Source organism: Jejuia sp. G7-7, from assembly GCF_055808955.1.
The window spans coordinates 203,540-225,456 of sequence record NZ_JBVVSZ010000002.1 but is presented as its reverse complement, the minus strand read 5'-3'; the positions used below and the strand labels follow the sequence as shown (position 1 = coordinate 225,456).

The following is a 21,917-nucleotide window of genomic DNA, read 5'->3' as shown; positions in this document are numbered from 1 at the left end:
TAACATGAAATTAAATAAATTGAAAATTAGAATTTTACAACAAATAGCATTATTAGGCTTGATGATTCTTGTGGCATTTAGTTGTGATGAAGGTAGTAATGCTTTTGATTTTAGAGAGACTACTTTTAAGCCAACTGCCGATAAAAGAATCACTACAGCAGGAAATCAATTAATTTTTATTGATTCATCTAAGGCGGTAGTTTCAAGGATGTGGACATTTGAGGGGGGTCTGTATCTTCATCAGATCAAGCTCAGGTTTCTGTAACCTATCCCAACCCGGGAACTTATCCTGTTGATATTGAAGTAACAGATGATTCTGGAGAAATAAACGAAAGACGATTTAATGTTAAAATTTGGAATCCAGTAGTTGCAAACTTTTCCCCAGACCAAACTACGGCAATGTTTGGAAGTACTATAAAATTCAACAATCTATCCAGAAGTCTAGATCACGCTGGAGCTGAAATGGATTTTGATAAATTTGAGTGGACATTTGAAGGTGGTGAGCCGGAAACAAGTACTCTAGAGGAGCCTAGTATATTTTATTCTAATGTAGGTAAATTTAATGTAACTCTTAAAGCCGTAAGAAGCTTTCCTCCAGATAGTATGACGATAACTAAGGAAGAGTTGATCAATATTGTTGATGTTCCAGTAATTAATCCAGTTTCGGCTAAACTTTCTAAAGTAGGAAAAGAAGTCCACTTAGTTTATGCAACGAATGTTGAAGCACTAGATACTAGTGATAAAGATGATTTTATGGTTACAGTAAATAGTCAAGAATATAGTTTGACCTCTGCTGAATTAGACCCAGCTGATGCTGCAAAAATAATCTTAACGTTAGACAACAATGTTATGGAAGGTAATATTGATATTGCAGTTAACTATAATGGAAATCTTGAAGCTGCCGATGGTTCAGCGGTATTAGGAGGCATATCTGGCTTACCAGTAGAAAACAATATCATTAATTTATTTGGTACCCGTGATGGTGTAGCATACAGCGGTTTTGAAAATGATGATGTGGGTGTTTTTCCTGCTGGTTGGGGTGCTTGGAATGGAACAGCTAACAGAGACGATTATGTAGTAGTTGATACTGAGGCTGTTTCAGGTAATAAGTCTTTAGAAATAAAGTTATTCAACGATGTAGGATTTGAAGGATGGGGAGTTGAAGCAAAAGGATGGTCTACTGCAGACGATGTACTTCCTGATGGTAAATATCAGGTTCAAGTTTGGGCAAAAAGTACTGTTGCTGGAAAAAGGTTAACTATTGGTACACTTGCTAATGGTTGGGCGCAAGCCGATGTTGGTAATGTATTTTTAACAACTGAATGGGCATTATATACTTATGATTTTGAGGTTGTTGATGCCTTACCGAGGTACTATTACCAACAATTAAGGGCAACAGAGGATTACACTGTATGGATTGACGATATAAAATTGTACAGAGCAGATTAATATTTTGTTTTTTTACTCATAAGTTTGAGTTAGTTAGTTTTAGTTTATAAGAAGCCCATTCATAACCTCAGATGGGCTTCTTTGTTTTAATTTATTTTTTTAATGAAAACAGTTCAGTTTTTCTTTGTTTGTTGCCTTATGGCGTGTACATCTAAAAAACCAGATGTTAAGGCTGGTATTGATGATAATATTGATATGACCTTATTTGAACTAATTGATGCGTCATACAGCAACGTTACCTTCAATAACCATGTTGAGGAAAATTTCACCAACTTTTTTGCGATTTTTCAAAATGTGTATAATGGTGGTGGAGTTGCTATTGGAGATATAAATAACGATGGACTATCAGATATCTACTTTACAGGAAATGAAGTGAAAAATAAACTGTATCTCAATAAAGGTGATTTCAAGTTTGAAGACATCACGGAAAAGGCTGGGGTCTCAGATGATGATGGCTGGTGCAATGGCGTTGTAATGGCCGATGTAAATGGCGATGGATTTCAAGATTTGTACATTAGTAAAGGCGGTCCAAAATCTGAAACTAAAAACAGAAGAAACAGCCTATTTATAAACAATGGAGATTTAACGTTTATGGAGAGAGGAAAAGCGTTTGGGCTTGACGACAATGGCTATTCCATGATGGCATCGTTTTTTGACATGGATAATGACAACGATTTGGATATGTATCTCATTAACCGCCCTGATGAATTCTTTTTAGGTTATAAAAAGGTGCTAAAGGGTAAAATCGAAGAAGATAATCTTTATAGGGACAAATTATTTGTTAATGATAATGGAGAATTTAAAGAAATTGGGCTTGAAGCTGGTATACGCAATAATTTTTCCTTTGGTCTAGGTATTGCCACATCTGATATTAACGGTGATGGATTAATAGATGTTTTAGTCTCAAATGATTATTTGGAAAACGATTATCTCTACATCAATCAAGGCAATAATAAATTTAAAGAAAGTATTAAAGACTATACTAACCATACGTCTTTTTATGCCATGGGTATTGACGTGGTTGACATCAATAATGATGGACTTGAGGACATTATAGAGCTTGATATGACTTCTGAGGATTATTACCGTTCTAAAACAACTATGGCTTCTATGGATATACCTCAATTCGAAAATTTGAAGAACAATGGTTTTCATACACAATATATGCACAATACTTTGCAACTAAACCAAGGCAACGGTTTTTTTAGCGAAATAGGTCAGTTAGCTGGTATAGACAAAACCGACTGGAGTTGGTCTTGTTTGGGAAGTGATTTTGATAACGATGGATACCGTGATTTACTGGTTACCAACGGATATAGACGAGATGTTTGGGATAAGGATGTTGATGCTTTCTTTAATAGGTATATGAAAAGTCAAACCATTAAGAAACGTTCCAATGAGGAAAATGCAGCATATATTATCAACCTTTATAAGCCTAATAAACTTCCTAATTACATTTTTAAAAATAATGGGGACTATACTTTTACAAAAAAAACGAAAGATTGGGGACTTAATACTGATAGTTTTTCAAACGGAGCTGCGGTAGCTGATTTAGATAATGATGGCGATTTGGATATTGTAATCAATAATTTAGAAGGGCAGGCATTTATATATAAAAACAAGGCAAACGAACTTGATAACAATTTTATTAAAATTAAGCTAAACGGGCCAAAAAGCAACATCACGGGTTTAGGGGCTAAAGTAAGTATACATTACAATGGTAAAACTCAGTTTCATGAATTTAAAACGGTTAGGGGCTATTTGTCTTCAGTAGAGCCAATTGTTCATTTTGGGGTGGGTAAATCCAAAAAGATAGACCATATTAAAGTGCAATGGAATGATGGCAAAATAAGCCAAAAACAATCCGTAGATGTCAATCAAACACTGGATATCAAATACACTGAAGCCATTCAGCCTATAGAAAATAAAGATAATAACGTTCAAAAAATACTATTTACTGAACAAACGAAGCAAGCCATAAAACAGCCCTTCAGACATGTAGAAAATGAATATGATGATTATAAAGACCAAATTTTATTACCCCACAAATTATCTCAAAGTGGTCCGTGCATTTCTGTTGCAGATGTTAACGGAGATGGACTAGATGATTTTTTTGTAGGAGGCGCTATGGGGCAAGCAGGAGTCATATACACACAAAATGAAACTGGTGTATTTGAAAAAACCAAGCAAACTATTTTTATTAATGATAAAAGACACGAAGATGTGGGAAGTGTGTTTTTTGATGTCGATGGGGATAACGATTTGGATTTATATGTAGTTAGTGGGGGCAATGAGTTAACAGATGTTCCTGATTATTTTCAAGACAGACTTTACCTCAATAACGGTCAAGGACATTATATTAAATCAGCTAACCTACCTATAGTTTCTAGTAGTGGTTCTTGTGCCATACCTCTAGATTATGATAATGATGGCGATTTGGATTTGTTCGTTGGAGGTAGAGTGGTACCCAATATATATCCATCTGCTCCCAAATCCTATATTTTAGAAAATAATAATGGAATATTTAAAGATGTAACACAAACTCTTGCTCAAGAATTAAGCAAAGTTGGGATGGTAACTTCGGCAACATGGACAGATATTAATGGTGATAAATACAATGAACTCATTGTTGTAGGAGAATGGATGCCTATTAGCATATTTAGATTTAATGGCAACAAATGGATAAATATTACAGACGAATACGGACTTTCTAAAACCAGCGGTTGGTGGAATAAAATAGAGCCCTTTGATTATGGTGGCGATGGGGATACCGATTATATTGTTGGAAATCTTGGGCTGAATTACAAATTCAATGCGTCAGAAAAAAAGCCTTTTTTAGTGTATGCGAATGATTTTGATAATAATGGGACTAACGATATTTTTCTCGCCAAATTTAATGAAGACAACGTAGTACCTATTAGGGGAATAGATTGTTCATCTCAACAAATACCTGGCTTAACTCAAAAATTTAGAAGCTATGATCAGTTTGCAAAATCTAATCTGCAAGAAATTTTAGGTAAGAAAAAAATAGATGAAGCTTTAAAATATGAAGCACACATGTTTGCCAGCATTATTTTAGAAAATAACAATGGAACATTGCAGATAAAGCCTTTGCCAATGGAAGCACAATTCTCTGTAATAAATGGCATTGTTTCAAAAGATTTTAACGGTGATGGGAATTTAGACATGTTATTGGCTGGAAATAAATTTGGTGCAGAGGTAGAAACAACTCGTGCTGATGCCTCACCAGGATTATTTATTAAAGGGAATGAGAATGGAGGGTTTGATGTGTTAAAGCCCTTTGAAAGCGGATTCTTTGTGCCCTATAATGTAAAGGATATTCAGTTGATAGAGCATACCAAAGACGGTGCTAAAGGTATATTAGTGGCTATTAATGATGGCGAGATTAAATATTTTAAAGTTGATAAAAAACCTGCCAAAGATTCGCTTTAGATTAAAAAAACAGTAATAATGAAAAGAACAATCTCCATATATAGTTTCTCTTTTTTCTCTTGTTAGCACTCGCACTCCTAATGGGGCAAGGGTTTGTAGAAATAGCAGAAACATCTGAAATTACAGCCTATGCCCATGATGAACGTATGATGAGTGGAGGTGTGGCGTTTATAGACTTTAATAATGATAATTATCAAGATATTTTCGTTATTGGTGGAGAATACAGCAATGCGCTTTATCAAAATAATTGGGATGGCACATTTACAGATATTACCCAAGAGGCGGGCTTGTTAACCACACATGTAGTATGTATGGGGGTTGTGGTAGGTGATTTTGACAATGACGGATATGATGATCTTTTTGTTACCACCAATGAAGCAGCTTCTAATTTATTGTACAGAAACAATGGAGATGGTACGTTTAATAATATCTCAAAGGATGCAGGAATTTTAGATATAGCTTGGAGTGCTTCTGCATCAGTAGGAGATTTTAATTTGGATGGCCTTCTCGATATTTATGTGGTTAATTACGTAGATTTTGTAAACCCACCATTTGATATGAATATTGAAAGGGGGCAAAAGAATTTCCTTTATCAAAACCTGGGAGATAATGTTTTTAAAGAAGTGGCGGAAATTTATGGTGTTGCTGATGCTGGCTGTGGGTTAGCTACCACATTTACTGATTGCGATGGTGATGGTGATCCTGATATTATGGTAGCAAACGATTTTGGATATAAGTTTCTGCCTAATGAACTTTATATTAATCAATACCCCATTCCTAATTTTAAAAAAATAGCTAAGGAAGCCAATGCCGATGCCAGCATTAATGCTATGGGTGTTGCCATTGGAGATTTTGATAAAGATTTAGATTTAGATTATTATATCACCAATATGAGTGACAATCCTTTTTACGAAAATACAGGAGGCGGTTTGTCCTATCAAGATATTAGTAATGATAAAAATTTAATTAACAAAGAAGGTACAAGCTGGGGTACCGTATTTTTTGATTATGATAATGATACTAATTTGGATTTGTTCGTTGCTAACGGAGAAATCCTGAAACTAACTAACCAAAACCAAGAAAACAAATTATATAAGAATACAGGTAATGGTAATTTTGAAGATGTCTCCGAAGCAATGAATGTAAATACTCCAAAAAATTGTAGAGGATTAGCTTGTGCGGACATAGATAACGATGGAGATTTAGATGTTTTATTAGGTAACGTGGCCAATGGTGAATCAATTGATCCGCGTACATTACTATACAGAAATGATATTCAAACAGATAATCATTTCCTAAAAGTAACGTTACAAGGTACTTCAACAAATATTAATGGAGCTGGCAGCCATATTTCTGCAGTACTAGATGGAGAAAAGCTAATCAGGGAAGTTGATGGCGGCTCTAGCTATCTATCTAGTCATGCCAATTCAACACACTTTGGTATTGGAGAAAATACAATTGTGGATGAGTTACAAGTGAATTGGTTGGGAGGTTTGCAAGACACCTATATCAACGTACCCACCAATATATCTATAAAACTAATTCAAGGTGAAAGTGATTGGATAGAATTAAGAAATGAATTAATAACCATTGAAGAAGGTGATAGTATAAGGGTTGGTGACCCTTTTAAAAAGAATGCTGGTATTTATAAAACGATTACTTACAATAGTAAAGGTAAGGACAGCATTCACCACTTTACTAAATTGGTAGTAAGTAAAAATAGAGAAGGTGATATAACAGATAAAAAGTTTGTTCAACCCATTCTATTCCCAAACCCTATTACAGATAAATCAGTTATTAAATTCAGTCTCGAAACCGATGCTGAAGTGGAAATTATGGCTACAGATATTTTAGGAAGAACACAGACTCTTTTTAAAGGAGTTAAACAGGGTGGAGAACATACTTTAGGGACGACTATTTTTAACAGATTAAATAAAAACCCGAGTATCTATTTTTTCAGAGTAAAAATAGCTAATAAGAATTTTTATCTAAAAGCGCTTTTGCCATAAATTAAACTATGCCATATTGTTTTTAGGTTTACTTAAAAAGTTATCGTTGCGGTCGAATTTCAAACAAATAAACAAGAGTTGTTCATATACCTGTGAGTTTTAATGTAAAATACCATTGTTTTGCGCGTAAGCAGTTGTTCATGGAATGTGTTTCTATATAAAAATAAAGACAGCAAAAAATATATTTACATAAATCAAACTCATATTAAACTTAAAAAAATAGTGTTTAGAACTATGTTATCTTCAAATAAAGTCAAAACTTCAATACATATTAAATTAGATTCTGCTTCCTTTTTGTTAAGTGTGATTTGTTTGCTCTTGCTTTCATCATGTTTCTCTAAAGCAAAAGAAAAAGTTGAGAACGATCTGGTTTTGGATAAAAAATTTGAACCCAATTGGGAGTCAATCAAGGCTAATTATAAAGATCCAGAATGGTTTAACGAACAAAAATTTGGCATATTTATTCATTGGGGCGCTTATTCTGTACCAGCATATGGCTCTGAATGGTATCCCAGATTAATGTATATGGACACGGCGACATTTTCAGCACAGTTGAAGCATCAGTCAGCTGGTCCTAGTGGTATTCATTCCCACCATAAAGAGCATTGGGGAAATCTTAAGAAATTTGGTTACAAAGATTTTATTCCAATGTTTAAGGGAGAAAACTTTAATGCTAATGAATGGATAGACTTATTTAAAAAGGCTGGGGCAAAATATGTAATCCCTGTTGCGGACCATCATGATGGGTTCGCTATGTATAAATCTAATACAACGCGTTGGAATGCAGCTGAAATGGGGCCTAAAAGAGATGTGTTAGGAGAATTGTTTAAAGCAGGTAGGAGTAAAGGAATGATAATGGGGGCTTCTTCCCATTATGCGTTTAATTGGTCATTCTACAATAAAAAGGATCATTTTGACACTTCGAACCCTGCTTATTCAGATCTATATAGTCCTAAAGGAAAGGATTTAACCGAACCGGTTTCAGAAGAATTTAAAGAAATGTGGTGGAAGCGAACAAAGGATGTTATAGATAATTATCAACCTGATATATTCTGGCTTGACTTTTATGTTGATATTCCTGATTTTGCGGAATACCGACCAAAACTAGCCGCCTACTATTACAATAAAGGTTTAGAATGGGGGAAAGAAGTAGTGCTGCAAGACAAGAACTTTTCTCATGAAGCGTTTCCTGAGGGGACTGTGATTTATGATCTTGAAAGAGGTAAATTACCTGGTATAAGAAAATTGCCATGGCAAACAGACACTTCCATAGGAAAGAATTCTTGGAGCTACGTGACCAATTGGGAGTCTAAAAATGCAGACGAATTAATTGATGATCTTATAGATATTGTTAGTAAAAATGGTTGCCTTTTACTTAATGTAGGTCCAAAATCAGATGGAACTATTCCACCGGACCAACAGGAAGTACTTCTTAAAATGGGTGATTGGTTGCATGTTAACGGCGAAGCCATTTATGCTACGAAATATTGGAAGACTTTTGGAGAAGGACCTACTAAGGTTGAAAACGGTCATCATTCTGAAGCAAACAACGGAAAATTAACATCAAAAGATATTCGCTTCACTTCTAAAGAAAATAAATTATATGCCTTTATTATGGATTGGCCAGAGAACAATCAAGTTAAAATTAAAAGCTTGGGTAAGTTGTCAAAATACGGTGCTATACATATAGAAAACTTGGAATTACTCGGGTTTACAGAAAAAATAAAATGGAAACAGGATGATGATGCTCTAGTTGTGGAATTGCCAAATATGAAGGTGGGCAACTTTGCCCATACACTAAAAATAAGTTTAAAGTCTCCGAAAAAATAAATTAAACTAATTTATTGTGGATATAGCTTATATATAAAATATTAAAATCATAAAAATGAGATGTAATATTACGGGAATTTCTTTTGTAGTTGTGATTCTATTTTTCGGATTAGAACTATACGCGCAACCACCAAAACCTCCCTTGGGTAAAAGATGGGTTATAAATGAAAAATTTTCTGATGAGTTTAACGGAGATGAGCTAGATTTAACTAAATGGTATAATTATCATCCAAATTGGGTTGGGAGGCCTCCTGGTATATTTTTGCCTTCTCAGGTAAGTGTTGAAAATGGTATGCTGGTATTAAAGGGGGCTAAGATGGCTAAAGATACTGTTGTGACCATGTGGAATGGAAATAAAGTAACTTATAATATTGCTTGTGGAGCGGTAGTTTCAAAATCAAATGAAGCTAGTTTTGGATACTATGAAAGTAAGATTAGGGTCTCAAAGACAACATTGTCAACAACGTTTTGGCTCTCTACTCATAATAATGTCTCATTAAATGAAACACCTTGCGATGATCAGTATGGTTTAGAATTGGATATCATGGAAATGATTGGTAGAACAGGCAATTTTTCAGGTTCTTATTTTGCTAATAGAATGAACTCCAATACGCATTTTTGGTATACAGACTGTACTGGAGATGTTAATGATTTACGTGGGGATGAAATTGTTCATGATATAGATGGAACCTTACCTTCAGATCAGTTTTATGTTTATGGGAGCTGGTGGCATGATGAAGAAAAAGCTACTTTTTATTTGGATGGAGAAACACCATTAGCGGTAGATTTTAATTCTACTGTAAAGAATAAACCTTTTGATCGCCCAATGAATTTACACATGGTAACAGAAACTTACCCTTTTCCATGGGTTTCACTTCCAACAGATGAAGAATTAGGGGATGACTCTAAAAATACAAGTTATTATGATTGGGTAAGATCATACAAATTAGTAAACGCCTTAGATGAGTATGTAGAAGATGAAGACAATGCCATTGTGAAAAATGGGGGATTTGAAACGGGGAATTTAAATAATTGGGGTGGTTGGCCTTCTCCATATAATCATGAGGTAATTTCAGATGGCTCTCATATAAATACAGGGAACTACGGACTTCATATAATTGGAGCAGGATCAGCGATTGCAAGTGGTTACACTAAAACCCAATACAGAGTACAAACTTAGTTGTTATGCAAAAATTGTTTCAGGGGAAATAATTCTTGGAGTTAAAGAAGGTGTAGTTGGAGGGCAATTATCCCTTGATATCACAAATCCAACATTTACTAAAAAAGAATTAGTTTTTACAACTGATGGCACGGGTAGTGCAAAAATATTTTTTATGCGCCTAATTTAATGGATGAAGGCTATGCTGATGATTTTATGGTGGAAGAGACCAATCCAGATCCAAACGATACTGAAAACAGTCCGGTAATTCAAATTTATAACGAGAAAATTCAAATTGATAAATCGACGTTTTCAATATCAAACTCAGGATTTCAATTTGAGATGTTTTACCAAACCAATGAAGATAGGGAGCTTTATTTTGAGTTAAAAGATGAATTGGGTAATATCCTTGACGTATCTACTATTTCGGCTTATGCGGGGCATGCTTATTTTAACAATGTATTTAGTTTAGGTACAAGTATAGAGCCAAATAAGAATTACTATTTTAAATTATATTTAAGACCAATAGGAGGAGATGGTTCTAATACTATCGATCAACAAGAATTGGTGATTAGAAATGGAGCTATTCTTTCAATTGATAAAAGAACTCAAATAGAAAATGAGTTAAGTATTTATCCCAATCCAGTAAACGATTTATTACATGTTTCTGATGAAAAGCTTAATGGTCTTGTTTATTCCATATATAGAGTTGATGGTGCTGAAATTGAAAAAGGTTACGTGGTAAACGAATCTATCTTAATAAACCGACTCAAACAAGGTTTGTATTTTATCCAATTTGAAAATAAAAAAACTTTGAAATTTGTTAAGATTTAGTATGGTCAATTCTATTAAAAAAATCTCTAAAGCATTTGTGAAATAGCTGATAGGTTAGTCAACAAGTGTTACATCAAAGGGAGAACATTTTATTAACTTATTTCAGAATAGGAAGATATAAATCTCAAATATTAAATTACAGCTATTTAAAGGTAAAACACATTGCCTTAAAAGGCAACTTCAAATACACTTTGCAAATTTTGCACTTAATGGTTAAGAATATTGCATTTTTGGACATCCCATTAAAAATGTCACGAATTAATAAGAATTAGCACCTAATTTTATTAAATTGACCGAAAATGTTTGTTTGTTAAATTGAAAGAGGAAAGTCTAAAATATAGAAAGGGTAAACTTAAGGAGACCAAAGCTATCGCTATCCTAGATGCAGCCGAAGATTTAATACTTGAGGGCGGTCTAAGCTCCCTAAGTATTAACAAAGTGGCGTCAAGAGCTAATATCGCTAAAGGAACTGTCTATCTCTATTTCCAAGATAAAGAGGAAATAATAGGCACTATCGCGATTCGGGCTAGAAAGTTATTTCTAGACTATTTTAAAAGGTATACAGAAGACAAAGAAGACCCAATTGAAAAAGTTAAAGGAATATTTTGGGCTGATTATCATTTTTCTCAGGAGCAAGAAAGATATCACCAGTTGATTACGTTTTATGAGCAAAATACTGGCTTGAATGAAACTGGAGAGTTGGCAAAAATGGGAAATAAAATTTCAATTTATATAAAAAGTATTGTTGACCAGGCAATAGAAAAGAAAGCAATCCGTCAAGATTTAGATAGCGCATCATTAACATTTATGATGTGGGGTATGTCAGTAGGAATAATGCAACTCGTACAGACTAGAAAGGAGCAATTGGGCTATGCCTTAAACAAAACCCCTGAAGAGTTTTTTGAATTTTTTGTTTCTACAATTATGGATAGCTTAAAATAGCATCGGGTAATTCTCACTCAGTTTTTCTTGTACCTATTTTTAGATAACTGTTTCCAATACTAAATGGAAACAAGGGTGCAAAAACCACATTTATAGTTAACAGTCAGAACATATAAAGATTTTCTATAGTTTTATTTTGTTTAACTATAATGAAATTAAATTAAACATTTAACTTTTTGTTAACATATTAATGACCATCGGTCACATATATTTGCATTCAGAATGACCGATGGTCATATTTTTTTAATCAATAACTGACCAGTGGTCATAAATAAAATTACAATGGAAACAAAAAAGAAATTTGCAGACCGATTTGCTTCTTTTATTGAGAAACGTAAATGGGTCGTATTAATTGCTACCATTATACTCGGACTAGCAGTTGGTGGCGGTGCAAAAAGCCTCAAATTTGATGGCGACTATCACGCCTACTTTAGTGAAACTAATCCACAGCTTGAGGCTTTTGACAATTTACAAGAGAAGTACACTAAAGATGAAAGTGTTATTATCTCATTAACACCTGAGAATGGTAATCTGTTTACAAATGAAAATCTCTCTGCTATTGAAAAGATGACAGCAGATGCGTGGCAGATTCCTTATAATTCACGTGTAGATGCCTTGACCAATTTTCAACATACAAGGGCGGACAATGACGACCTATATGTTTCTGACCTTGTTGAAGATGCTAGTTCGTTAACAGCAGCAGAATTAGGCAATATTAAGTCTATCGCACTTTCAGAGCCGTTATTGGTAGACAGACTTATTAATAAAGAAGGTTCTGTAACAGCCATTAACATCAACATTAAATTACCTGGAGATTCGGATGCTGAACAAGCGGAGGTATCTGAAGCAGTAAGGGCGATGCTAGCCAAGTGGAAAGAAAATCACCCAACATTTGAATATCATACTACTGGGATTGTACCAATGAATACTGCATTTTTTGAATCCGCCTCTGGAGACAGTATGACATTAATTCCAATAATGTTTCTAGTAGTACTCATTTTGATAGCCGTATTAACCCGAAGCGTAACAGGGACATTTGCGAGTCTATTGGTTATAGTACTTTCTATTTCTATGGGAGCCGGATTTGCGGGACTAGCTGGTATTAAACTGACTCCACCATCATCACAATTTTCAATTATTATTCTAACACTTGCTGTTGCCGATAGTGTGCATATTCTTATGACCATCATTAATAAAATGAAGGAGGGATATGATAAGAAATCAGCAATTACTGAAAGTTTGAAGCTAAATATAATGCCTGTTGCTATAACCAGTATAACAACCATTATTGGATTTTTAAGTATGAATTTTGGTGATGTACCTCCTTATTGGGATTTAGGTAATATTACGGCGGTTGGTATGTTAGGGGCGCTTATATTCTCTTTAGCCACGCTTCCAGCACTAATACATATTTTACCATTCAAAGTAAAGAAAGTTGAAGGATATACTTCAAAAATCACATTCTATGAAAAAATAGGTATTTGGGTTTCTAACTATCCAAAACAAATTGTAGGAGGTCTTGCCGTATTTATGATTGCAATGGGATTCCTGGCAAGTAAAAATGTGCTGAATGACGAAGCTATCAAGTATTTCGATGAGTCTTTAACTTTTAGACAAGATTCAGATTACATCGGTGAAAACCTTACAGGAATGTACAATATAGAATACTCTGTTGGTTCTGGAGAATCTGGTGGAATTTCTAACCCAGAATACTTATCAAACCTTGCAAAATTTGAAAATTGGTTAAAAGAGCAACCAGAAGTGATTCACGTTAATAGCTATGCCGAAATAGCCAGACGTGTCAATAAATCTATGCACGGGGATGAAGAACAATATTACACCGTTCCCCAAGAAAGAAATGAAGCTGCGCAGTATTTATTACTCTATGAGATGTCCTTGCCATTTGGTCTGGATTTAAATAATCAATTGAACGTCGATAAAAGTGAAACCAGGGTGACTGTTACTACAGAAAATATGCCTTCACAATCTATGATTGCTCTAAACAATCGTATAGAAAGTTGGCTAGCTAATAACACACCGGAATATATGCATTCATTAGGGTCAAGTACCACATTAATGTTTGCTTATTTGGGGGAACGACAATCCAATAGTATCACAAAAGGAAATATTATTGCTTTGTTTTTAATCTCTCTACTGCTCATCATCGTATTACGCAATGTGAAACTTGGCTTGTTGAGTATTATCCCAAATGTAGCACCCGTAATTATTGGGTTTGGATTCTGGTACTTCTTTTCTGGAATGGTAAATACAGGTATGATTGTCGTGTTCGGTATGACTTTAGGTATCGTGGTAGATGATACTGTTCACTTCCTTACAAAATATCTACGAGGTAGAAGAGAACTGGGCTACAATAGCAAAGATGCCGTTGTATATGCCTTCTCTGCAGTTGGAAAGGCATTAATGATAACAACAGTCATATTGGTAGTTGGCTTTATGGTATTGGGGCAATCAACCTTTTTATTGAATAGTTCTATGGCTCAAATTGCAGTAATCGTAATGATTTCAGCATTATTAATTGATTTCCTTTTACTACCGGCAATGCTGATTTTAATAGATGGTAAAAAGGGTGAGAAGCTTACAGAAGCACATTTAACACATTAATTAATAGAAAAGAGTACGCTTTCGCGAAATCGAGTTTACGAGATTAATAACCGTAGGGAAAGCGAAGCGGTAAAGCGTACTCAAATCAAATATTTAAATATAAAAACACGTAAAAAAGAGAAATTATGAAACATTTATTTTTAATCGTAATCGCGGTATTTATGATTACTAGCATTACAGCACAGAACAAAGGATTAGAAGTTGCTAAGGCAGCAGATAAAGCAGATTTAGGATTTGGTGGATATGAGGTCGACCTCAAAATGATACTGAAAAATGCTAATGGACAAGAGAGTACCAGAGAAATAGCGTCCAAGATTTTAGAGGTCGAAGGTGATGGTGATAAGTCATTAATCACCTTTGAGAACCCAAGAGATGTAAAAGGAACGGCAATGTTGACCTTTTCACATAAATCAGATTCAGACGACCAGTGGCTGTTTTTACCTTCAATTAAGAGAGTAAAAAGGATAAGTTCAAGCAACAAATCTGGACCTTTTATGGGTAGTGAACTGTCATATGAAGATTTAGGGTCGCAAGAAGTTGAAAAATACACGTACAAATACATTGAAGAATCAACACTTAATGGAGCAAAAGTAGCTGTCGTGGAACGTTATCCTGTTGATGAAAAATCGGGTTACTCCAAGCACGTGGCATATTACAATTTGGACCAATCTTACCGTATCGAGAAAGTAGAATATTATGATAGAAAGGGGACATTGCTCAAAACAATGCAACACCTAGATTACAAGAAGTTCAAAGGAAAATATTGGAGACCCGGAGAGCTTTATGTAGTAAACCATCAGTCTAATAAGGAGACAAGATTACTGTTCAGCAACTTTGACTTTGAAGCTACTGTAACTGAAGAAGATTTTACACAGAACAGCCTTAAAAGAGCAAGTAAGTAAAAATGAAAAATCTAGTTTATATAGCGGTAACAATGGTGGTGTTTTTTGCAGCATCACCATTGTTTGCGCAAACAGAAAAGGACGGAGGTAATTTTAATTTCGATTTAGAACTTGGACTAGATTTTACCTCCTTCTTTGAAGAAGGCGCATTTAATGGGCAGAAACAATTTTACCATGGACTATTTGTAAGACCAAAATTCACGTGCGATTGGGACGAGGGAAAAAGTAATATCATTTTCGAAGGCTTTGCTAGGTGGGATATTAATGGCGATAGCAGAACGCATTGGGATGTTAGGGAACTATATTACCAATACTATAGTGGTAACTGGGAGTTTAATGCAGGTGTGAAAAAAGTATTTTGGGGGAAGACAGAAGGTGTTCATCTGGTAGATGTCATTAATCAAGTTGATTTCTTAGAGGGTATTGATGGTGAAGAAAAATTGGGTCAACCAATGGTACAAGTTTCTTACACAAGTGATATTGGAACTTTCAGCTGCATTTGCACTCCCCTACACAAGAACACTAGAGTTTGGTAATGAATCTGGTAGGCTTCGTCCAGAAAAAATCCCAACAGATGAGCAAATTTCATTTGAGTCTGATAATGAAGAATGGCATCCATCATTTGCATTCCGCTGGTCGCATTACATTGGTGATGCAGATTTAGGTTTTCATTACTTCTATGGAAATGCTCGTGAGCCTGTTGTTGTTTTTGATGAAAATGGATTTGGATTAGAATATCCTGTGGTCAATCAGATTGGGGTAGATTATCAACACATTGTTGGTAATGCACTTTTTAAGCTAGAGTCGGTTTACAGAGTAGGAGATTACACCAATATAGATAATATTTTTGCGATGACAGGTGGTGTAGAATATACTTTTGGAAACGTAAATGGCAAAGGACTGAATATAGGTGTACTTGGTGAATATGTCTATGATAATAGACGAGAACTATCTTTCTCTTCTTTAGATAACGATTTCTTTATTGCCAGTAGATTAGAGTTTAATAATGTAGCTGGAACAGAGCTTCTCTTTGGTGTATTTCAAGATTTGAGCAAATCCACAAAATCAATTCGGTTAGAATATTGTCAACGTTTAGGAGAAAGCTTTAAAATTGAAGCGACTGGGCAAGGCTTTTTAAGTGCGGACAACAGAGAGTTCGTAAGTCAATTTCAACAAGATTCCTTCTTTGAGATTGCCTTAATAAAATATTTTTAAAACTATAGAAACTATGAATATAAATGGAAAACAATACGTCTGGGACTTCTTTGAAGATTTAAAGAAAAACAATTCAAAAGAGTGGATGGATGAGAATAGAAAACGCTATCATACAGCAAAACAATATTGGTTAGATGAAGTTGAGGCTATTTTGGAGCGTCTATCTCAGCACGACCCATTCTTTAAGCAATTTGGCCCTAAGGATGTCATTATGAGAATAACGAATAACAGGATGTTTCATAAGGATAAGCCTATTTATAGAACCAATTTTTCCTGTGCACCTTTCACACGAGAAGAGAAAATATCTAAAATTTTCTTTGCCTTTGGTCCAGAATTTACTGTTATGGGCAGTGGTTTGTATCGTCCAGAAAAAGAGGTGTTGCAGAGTGTTCGTGAAGCAATAGACTATGATGCCCAAGAACTTTTAGATATTCTATCTGAAAAGAAATTTCAGACATTATTTGGTGGGTTAGCACCAGACGAACATCAACTTAAGAGAGCACCAAAAGGTTTCCCTGTAGACCACCCGAATGTTGACTTGTTACGCAGAAAAAGTTTTAACGCTCATATAAAACCAGACCCGAAAAAACTAATCAAGGGTAATCTTCCTGATATAGTGGAAGAAGCATTTATAACCGCCCAACCGCTTGTAAAGTGGTTAGAAAAAGCAACGAGTGTATAAACATATAACAACACCATAATCTAATAAACCTAATAGTGATGAAAATGAAGAGAGAAAAATACAGGCAAGAAAAGTACAATACTATACTTAATGCAGCAGATAGCATTATGCAAGAGAAAGGTTTGGAGTCTTTAAGCATAAGTAAGGTTGCGAAAAAGGCAAAGGTTGCTAAGGGAACGGTATACTTATACTTTGAGGATAAGGAGGAAATCATCGGTAATCTAGCAATTAGAGCCCGTAAATTAATGTTGGAATATTTTAAAAAATATATAGAAGGTCAAGAACATTCAATCGACAAAATCAAAGGAATATTTTTAGCTGACTTCTATTATTTCAAAGAACAACAGCCATATCATCAACTTATTACTTTTTATGAGCAAAACACTGGTTTAAAAGAATCTGGGGAATTAGCAGATACAGGACAAGCCATATCAAGGTACATAAATAAGGTAGTTGAAGAAGCTATTGAAAGTAAAGCGATTAGGCAAAATGTTGATAGCAATGCCTTAACATTTATGTTTTGGGGTATGGCAATCGGAATTATTCAATTGGTAGAAACTAGAAAACAGCAATTGGAGGCTTACCTAGGGAAAACAGGTAAAGAGTTTTATGATGAATTTATAAACACAACCGTTGAAGGTTTAACAATTTAAAAAATAGAATTATGTTTAAAATATTAAAAGGAACAAAGTTATATAGTATATTGACAGGGAGTTGTCCGGTATGCCAATCAGAATCTATGTATAAGGATAAGAACCCTTATCATTTGGAAAATGTATTTAAAATGAATGAACGAGTGTTCGCATTGTCAGCAGAAATATAAAATTGAACCCTCATTTTTCTTTGGAGCAATGTATGTGAGTTATGGTTTAGGAGTATTATTGAGTATTTTAGTTTTTACCCTTGCTCATTTTCTTTTGGGTATAGGTCTTTTCGGATCTTTTGTACTCATTACGACTTCATTATTCTCACTTTATCCCATTGTCGCTCGAACAGGAAGAAATATTTGGATAAATCTATTTTTGAAGTATAGAAAGGAAGCGTCCGTAAACCCAGTTTTGAAAAATTAATACGGCTAATTAGCTTCGGTTTGGTAAATATTGATTTAATTTAAAACTAAAAGTAACTAATAGTTAAAGTGGCAGAAATTGAAGATATAGGATTTACTAGATTTATAAATCAACCTATTGATTTTGAGATTATATCTATTGCGGAGTTATACGATAGATGTAGGCTAAGTAATTTTGACATCTCTTTAAGTCATAGAATTCAATTTCACGCTTTAATTATTGTGACTGAGGGTCAAGGATTGCATAATGTTGATTTTAATGAGCTTATCTTATCGCCCGGAGTCATTGTTCCTTTAGTAAAAAATCAGGTCAACTTTTTCAAAAAGAACAAAAGGTCAAAGGATATGTTATCTCTTTTAAAGAGTCGTTTATCATTGATAATATTGGAGAAAAGGACCTGTTTCACTTTTTGCATTTATTTAATACGCAAAGTTTACTCGCTGGTGAAGAAAATATTTCTGCACTACTACCTTTTATTCAACTTCTAGAAAATATGCAAGCAAGCAGCAATCAAAACTTGAAATCAGATTTTGCAAAAAACATATTTTTATCACTACTAATACAAATAAAACGCTTCACGGTTTATCAACATGAGGTGTTCGAGAGTAAGCGATTTAAACACTTTATTCAATTTAAACAGTTAATAAGTTTGCATTATCAAGATAGTCATGATGCTAAGTTTTATGCTAAAAAAATGTTTGTGTCCTATAAATATCTGAATGAAATTTGTAAAGAACTTGGTAATGTTACTGCTAAAAAATTTATTGATAGCTGGCTGCTTTTAGAAATAAAGCGAAACCTATCTGAGAAAAAATATACTACACAAGAAATAGCATTTAAAGTAGGTTTCCAAGAACCTTCAAACTTCATACGCTTTTTCAAAAAATATGAAGGTGTTACACCGAGTAAGTTTTAGGGTGGTTTTATAAAGTTACATATTGACTATTTTAAAGTTTAAATAGAATATTCCATTCCTTAGTGCTGCTCGTATTTTTGTGTCATAAAATAATTCATTATGACATTACAAGAACAATTACATCAAATTAGCGAAGCAGGCTTTGCTAGAATGCCTAAACAAATAGCAACAGTATTGCTAGATGGCATAGACGAAATCGCGAGTGAGTGATTTAAAAAACAATGCCACTAAAGTTGGCGAAAAAATTAACAACGCAACGCTTATTGACATCAATGGAAATGAGAAGCAAATAAGTGATTATCTGCAGCATAATTATTTGGTACTTAATTTTTATAGAGGTGGCTGGTGTCCCTATTGCAATATGGAGTTAAGAGCCTACGAGCAATTAGTGTCAAAATTTAATGATTTGAATACTTCTATTGTAGCTATTAGTGCAGAGATACCAGACAACAACACTAGGACATTTGATAAAAATAATTTGTCCTTTCCTGTCTTAAGCGATGTGGACGCTAAATTTATGAAGTCCTTAGGTATCGTGTTTACATTAAACGATGATTTGAAACGTGAGTATGCCAACTTTGGCATTGACTTAAAGCAGTTTCACGGCAACTTAAACTTTGAATTACCTGTGCCAGGTGTTTACGTGGTTAACAATAATTTTGAGGTTGTTTTTAAACACTTAGAAGAAAATTATATGACTAGGTTCGAACCATCCGAGCTATTAAATATTTTAAAAGAAAAAACAGTAACAGTATAATAAAATAATTATGAAAAAAAATAAAATTATTTACCGCATTGCCACAATAATAATGAGTCTAGTGTTTACATTTTCGGCAGGAATGTACTTTTTGAATTATGATAGAGTCTCTGGATTCTTTGATAATCTTGGGTTTCCTACTTGGGTTATCTATCCGCTGGCTATATTAAAAATACTTGGTTTAATTGCCATATGGACACGAAAGAGTGATATATTAAAAGAGTGGGCTTACGCTGGTTTCTTTTTCGATGCTACACTAGCATTTTTTGCTCACTATATGGTAGCAGATGGCGAGTGGCTTCTTTCTGTAATCGCAATTATTACAATCATTATTTCTAGAATTTATGAGGATAAGGTTTTTCCTAAAAAACAGTATCAGAAAGCAGACTAAATACAAACTAAGTATCATATTGACTATTATAAGTAAAACATAGATTATTAAAAACAATAGGTTCAATAGTAATTTTGAACTATCAAATTATAAACAATAAAAAATGAAAACAATTAACGAAACTCACAGTAGCGATACCGTTAAAAAGGTAATCGAAGATTTAATACAAACAGCAACAAGTTATGATGTTGATGTATTGGATAAGATATATCACAACGACTTAAATGTTGTAATGATAGACACAGAAGACAACCTAAATACGGCGAACAAAGAAGCTTTTAAAGGGCTTTTTCAGAGTAAGAAAGATGCTGGAGACCCACCTATGAATACCTGGGCGAAATTTCACAAAATTGAGGTGAATGGAGACAATGCGCACGTTTTGTTATCTAGGAAAAATGATTTAAGTGGTCAAGAACAAATCTTACTATTAAGCATTGATTTAGTATTTGAAGATAACCGTTGGCAGGTAACACGTGAGGTTATTTTTTTAAGACCTGATGAAAACTAAAAAAGGCATTTTAAAATATATATTATGGAATTCAAATTTAATCCAGATAAGGCAGTAACACTTATAGTCGATATGGAGCGACTGTTTACAGAACCAACAAGTCCATATAAAAATGATGCAGCGGCATTAGTAGAGCCTATTAACACATTAACAGCTAAAAGTAGAGAATTAGGCATTCCTGTAATCCATTCAACCTATGCCTTCAAAAATAGTAAAGAAGACGCTGGTCTCATTAGCGACTGGCCAGAGGTAGAACAAGGCTACTATGAAGAAAGTTCACCTTGGACTGATTGGGACTCTCGTCTTACTCAAGGTCCAAGTACAATTTATCACACCCGTAACAGACCAGGTGCTTTTTGGGACGGTTCTTTAGATGTACTCTTAAAAGGTTTAGGAAAGGAGCAAATCATTCTTGGGGGTGTTAGTATCAACAATGCCATAAGTTTTACGGCTCACGAAGCATTTTCCAGAAATTTACCTGTATTCATTGTTAAAGAAACTACTAGTCCTGCACCTTTTGAAAATAAAGAGGCTCAAGATGATTATCTGCAGGTCATTGGCACCTGGTCTGCTGAAGTAGTTTCTCTCGAAGATTTTATGAAGCGAATGAATAATAAAGAATAATTAAGGACTTATAAAATTTTAAGATGATGATAACTGAAAATAAGGTGCCAGCAAAAAAAAATCATAGCTCTGTTAAGCTGATTAATAAAGGGAAAATGATTGCTGTTTTAAACCAACAACTTGCTGATACACTTGATTTAAACAATCAAGTGAAACAAGCACATTGGAATGTAAAGGGTATAAACTTTTACTCACTTCACCAGATGTTTGATGATTTTGCAGCAGAAACCCTTGAATTCGTTGATATAATAGCTGAGCGAATTACTGCTCTGGGAGGCGAAGCCGAAGGAGGATTGATTACAGCGGTTCAAAAACAAGACTTAAACCTAGTCCTGAAACTTTTCCAACAGGAGAATACGTCGTGAAAGACTTAAGTGTCAAATATCAACAATTGGGTTCTTCTAACGAGAGGCAATTACTTTATCTGAAGACTTAGGAGATGTAGCTACCGCTGATTTATTTACAGAAATCGTGAGAGGATTAGACAAAACCCTTTGGATGCTAGAAGCTCACTTACAATAAAAAAGACTTGAAAGCTCCTACAGTTGAGCATA

Annotated in this window: 23 protein-coding genes; all 23 read left to right on the top strand. The window is 34.3% G+C overall.

Annotated features, from left to right (window positions below; all coding sequences use genetic code 11):
• The first annotated feature begins 4 nt into the window (after positions 1 to 4).
• The 23 genes from AC0L5U_RS11155 to AC0L5U_RS11045 all read left to right on the top strand — a co-directional run bounded on the left by AC0L5U_RS11155 (position 5) and on the right by AC0L5U_RS11045 (position 21,885).
• Positions 5 to 265, top strand: a complete 261-nt coding sequence (locus AC0L5U_RS11155; protein WP_473416490.1) for a hypothetical protein — start codon at positions 5 to 7, stop codon at positions 263 to 265.
• A gap of 134 nt (positions 266 to 399) precedes the next feature.
• Positions 400 to 1,449, top strand: a complete 1,050-nt coding sequence (locus AC0L5U_RS11150; RefSeq protein WP_473416489.1) for a hypothetical protein — start codon at positions 400 to 402, stop codon at positions 1,447 to 1,449.
• A gap of 102 nt (positions 1,450 to 1,551) precedes the next feature.
• On the top strand, positions 1,552 to 4,902 hold the full coding sequence (locus AC0L5U_RS11145; RefSeq protein WP_473416488.1) for a VCBS repeat-containing protein: 3,351 nt from the start codon (positions 1,552 to 1,554) through the stop codon (positions 4,900 to 4,902).
• Positions 4,903 to 4,982: 80 nt separating this feature from the next.
• Positions 4,983 to 6,911 carry a CRTAC1 family protein gene (locus AC0L5U_RS11140; protein WP_473416487.1) on the top strand — a complete coding sequence of 643 codons (1,929 nt, stop codon included), beginning with the start codon at positions 4,983 to 4,985 and terminating at the stop codon, positions 6,909 to 6,911.
• Between the two features lie 234 nt (positions 6,912 to 7,145).
• Entirely contained in the window at positions 7,146 to 8,741 is a 1,596-nt protein-coding gene (locus AC0L5U_RS11135) for an alpha-L-fucosidase (RefSeq protein WP_473416486.1), read from the top strand.
• 55 nt (positions 8,742 to 8,796) lie between these two features.
• A complete protein-coding gene (locus tag AC0L5U_RS11130; RefSeq protein WP_473416485.1) occupies positions 8,797 to 9,921 on the top strand; it encodes a family 16 glycosylhydrolase in 1,125 nt (374 codons plus the stop codon).
• Positions 9,884 to 10,090, top strand: a complete 207-nt coding sequence (locus AC0L5U_RS11125; RefSeq protein ID WP_473416484.1) for a hypothetical protein — start codon at positions 9,884 to 9,886, stop codon at positions 10,088 to 10,090. Before AC0L5U_RS11130 ends, AC0L5U_RS11125 begins: the two co-directional genes overlap by 38 nt.
• Positions 10,090 to 10,734, top strand: coding sequence for a T9SS type A sorting domain-containing protein (locus AC0L5U_RS11120; RefSeq protein WP_473416483.1), 645 nt, complete (start codon positions 10,090 to 10,092; stop codon positions 10,732 to 10,734). Before AC0L5U_RS11125 ends, AC0L5U_RS11120 begins: the two co-directional genes overlap by 1 nt.
• Before the next feature lie 315 nt (positions 10,735 to 11,049).
• Positions 11,050 to 11,676, top strand: a complete 627-nt coding sequence (locus AC0L5U_RS11115; protein WP_473416481.1) for a TetR/AcrR family transcriptional regulator — start codon at positions 11,050 to 11,052, stop codon at positions 11,674 to 11,676.
• 282 nt (positions 11,677 to 11,958) lie between these two features.
• On the top strand, positions 11,959 to 14,298 hold the full coding sequence (locus tag AC0L5U_RS11110; RefSeq protein WP_473416480.1) for an efflux RND transporter permease subunit: 2,340 nt from the start codon (positions 11,959 to 11,961) through the stop codon (positions 14,296 to 14,298).
• A gap of 125 nt (positions 14,299 to 14,423) precedes the next feature.
• On the top strand, positions 14,424 to 15,200 hold the full coding sequence (locus AC0L5U_RS11105; RefSeq protein WP_473416479.1) for an outer membrane lipoprotein-sorting protein: 777 nt from the start codon (positions 14,424 to 14,426) through the stop codon (positions 15,198 to 15,200).
• A 2-nt stretch (positions 15,201 to 15,202) separates the two neighbouring features.
• Positions 15,203 to 15,736: a hypothetical protein gene (locus tag AC0L5U_RS11100; RefSeq protein WP_473416478.1), complete on the top strand. Its 534-nt coding sequence runs from the start codon at positions 15,203 to 15,205 to the stop codon at positions 15,734 to 15,736.
• On the top strand, positions 15,681 to 16,415 hold the full coding sequence (locus AC0L5U_RS11095; RefSeq protein WP_473416477.1) for a hypothetical protein: 735 nt from the start codon (positions 15,681 to 15,683) through the stop codon (positions 16,413 to 16,415). The genes AC0L5U_RS11100 and AC0L5U_RS11095 overlap by 56 nt, the downstream gene beginning before the upstream one ends.
• Before the next feature lie 13 nt (positions 16,416 to 16,428).
• Positions 16,429 to 17,097, top strand: coding sequence for a DUF2461 domain-containing protein (locus tag AC0L5U_RS11090; RefSeq protein WP_473416476.1), 669 nt, complete (start codon positions 16,429 to 16,431; stop codon positions 17,095 to 17,097).
• A gap of 44 nt (positions 17,098 to 17,141) precedes the next feature.
• Positions 17,142 to 17,750, top strand: a complete 609-nt coding sequence (locus AC0L5U_RS11085; RefSeq protein WP_473416475.1) for a TetR/AcrR family transcriptional regulator — start codon at positions 17,142 to 17,144, stop codon at positions 17,748 to 17,750.
• A 135-nt stretch (positions 17,751 to 17,885) separates the two neighbouring features.
• Positions 17,886 to 18,167 (top strand): DUF983 domain-containing protein, encoded by a 282-nt coding sequence (locus tag AC0L5U_RS11080; protein ID WP_473416474.1) that lies wholly within the window; start codon positions 17,886 to 17,888, stop codon positions 18,165 to 18,167.
• Positions 18,168 to 18,576: 409 nt separating this feature from the next.
• Positions 18,577 to 19,083 carry a helix-turn-helix domain-containing protein gene (locus tag AC0L5U_RS11075; protein WP_473416473.1) on the top strand — a complete coding sequence of 169 codons (507 nt, stop codon included), beginning with the start codon at positions 18,577 to 18,579 and terminating at the stop codon, positions 19,081 to 19,083.
• Positions 19,084 to 19,285: 202 nt separating this feature from the next.
• Entirely contained in the window at positions 19,286 to 19,840 is a 555-nt protein-coding gene (locus AC0L5U_RS11070; RefSeq protein ID WP_473416472.1) for a peroxiredoxin-like family protein, read from the top strand.
• 10 nt (positions 19,841 to 19,850) lie between these two features.
• Positions 19,851 to 20,231, top strand: coding sequence for a DoxX family protein (locus AC0L5U_RS11065; protein WP_473416471.1), 381 nt, complete (start codon positions 19,851 to 19,853; stop codon positions 20,229 to 20,231).
• Positions 20,232 to 20,334: 103 nt separating this feature from the next.
• On the top strand, positions 20,335 to 20,739 hold the full coding sequence (locus tag AC0L5U_RS11060; RefSeq protein ID WP_473416470.1) for a nuclear transport factor 2 family protein: 405 nt from the start codon (positions 20,335 to 20,337) through the stop codon (positions 20,737 to 20,739).
• Between the two features lie 24 nt (positions 20,740 to 20,763).
• Complete coding sequence (locus AC0L5U_RS11055; RefSeq protein WP_473416469.1) at positions 20,764 to 21,363, top strand: cysteine hydrolase family protein; 600 nt, start codon at positions 20,764 to 20,766, stop codon at positions 21,361 to 21,363.
• Positions 21,364 to 21,386: 23 nt separating this feature from the next.
• Positions 21,387 to 21,728 (top strand): ferritin-like domain-containing protein, encoded by a 342-nt coding sequence (locus AC0L5U_RS11050; RefSeq protein ID WP_473416468.1) that lies wholly within the window; start codon positions 21,387 to 21,389, stop codon positions 21,726 to 21,728.
• 49 nt (positions 21,729 to 21,777) lie between these two features.
• The gene (locus AC0L5U_RS11045) at positions 21,778 to 21,885 is read left to right on the top strand and encodes a ferritin-like domain-containing protein (RefSeq protein WP_473418270.1); all 108 of its coding nucleotides are present in this window, start codon (positions 21,778 to 21,780) and stop codon (positions 21,883 to 21,885) included.
• Positions 21,886 to 21,917 lie beyond the last annotated feature (32 nt).

What these genes read in the sequence shown, in the direction of transcription:
- AC0L5U_RS11155 (WP_473416490.1), top strand. Translation starts at nt 5, where the DNA reads ATGAAATTAAATAAATTGAAAATTAGAATTTTACAACAAATAGCATTA.
- AC0L5U_RS11150 (WP_473416489.1), top strand. Translation starts at nt 400, where the DNA reads ATGTTTGGAAGTACTATAAAATTCAACAATCTATCCAGAAGTCTAGAT.
- AC0L5U_RS11145 (WP_473416488.1), top strand. Translation starts at nt 1,552, where the DNA reads ATGAAAACAGTTCAGTTTTTCTTTGTTTGTTGCCTTATGGCGTGTACA.
- AC0L5U_RS11140 (WP_473416487.1), top strand. Translation starts at nt 4,983, where the DNA reads ATGGGGCAAGGGTTTGTAGAAATAGCAGAAACATCTGAAATTACAGCC.
- AC0L5U_RS11135 (WP_473416486.1), top strand. Translation starts at nt 7,146, where the DNA reads ATGTTATCTTCAAATAAAGTCAAAACTTCAATACATATTAAATTAGAT.
- AC0L5U_RS11130 (WP_473416485.1), top strand. Translation starts at nt 8,797, where the DNA reads ATGAGATGTAATATTACGGGAATTTCTTTTGTAGTTGTGATTCTATTT.
- AC0L5U_RS11120 (WP_473416483.1), top strand. Translation starts at nt 10,090, where the DNA reads ATGGATGAAGGCTATGCTGATGATTTTATGGTGGAAGAGACCAATCCA.
- AC0L5U_RS11110 (WP_473416480.1), top strand. Translation starts at nt 11,959, where the DNA reads ATGGAAACAAAAAAGAAATTTGCAGACCGATTTGCTTCTTTTATTGAG.
- AC0L5U_RS11105 (WP_473416479.1), top strand. Translation starts at nt 14,424, where the DNA reads ATGAAACATTTATTTTTAATCGTAATCGCGGTATTTATGATTACTAGC.
- AC0L5U_RS11100 (WP_473416478.1), top strand. Translation starts at nt 15,203, where the DNA reads ATGAAAAATCTAGTTTATATAGCGGTAACAATGGTGGTGTTTTTTGCA.
- AC0L5U_RS11090 (WP_473416476.1), top strand. Translation starts at nt 16,429, where the DNA reads ATGAATATAAATGGAAAACAATACGTCTGGGACTTCTTTGAAGATTTA.
- AC0L5U_RS11085 (WP_473416475.1), top strand. Translation starts at nt 17,142, where the DNA reads ATGAAGAGAGAAAAATACAGGCAAGAAAAGTACAATACTATACTTAAT.
- AC0L5U_RS11080 (WP_473416474.1), top strand. Translation starts at nt 17,886, where the DNA reads ATGAACGAGTGTTCGCATTGTCAGCAGAAATATAAAATTGAACCCTCA.
- AC0L5U_RS11065 (WP_473416471.1), top strand. Translation starts at nt 19,851, where the DNA reads ATGAAAAAAAATAAAATTATTTACCGCATTGCCACAATAATAATGAGT.
- AC0L5U_RS11060 (WP_473416470.1), top strand. Translation starts at nt 20,335, where the DNA reads ATGAAAACAATTAACGAAACTCACAGTAGCGATACCGTTAAAAAGGTA.
- AC0L5U_RS11055 (WP_473416469.1), top strand. Translation starts at nt 20,764, where the DNA reads ATGGAATTCAAATTTAATCCAGATAAGGCAGTAACACTTATAGTCGAT.
- AC0L5U_RS11050 (WP_473416468.1), top strand. Translation starts at nt 21,387, where the DNA reads ATGATGATAACTGAAAATAAGGTGCCAGCAAAAAAAAATCATAGCTCT.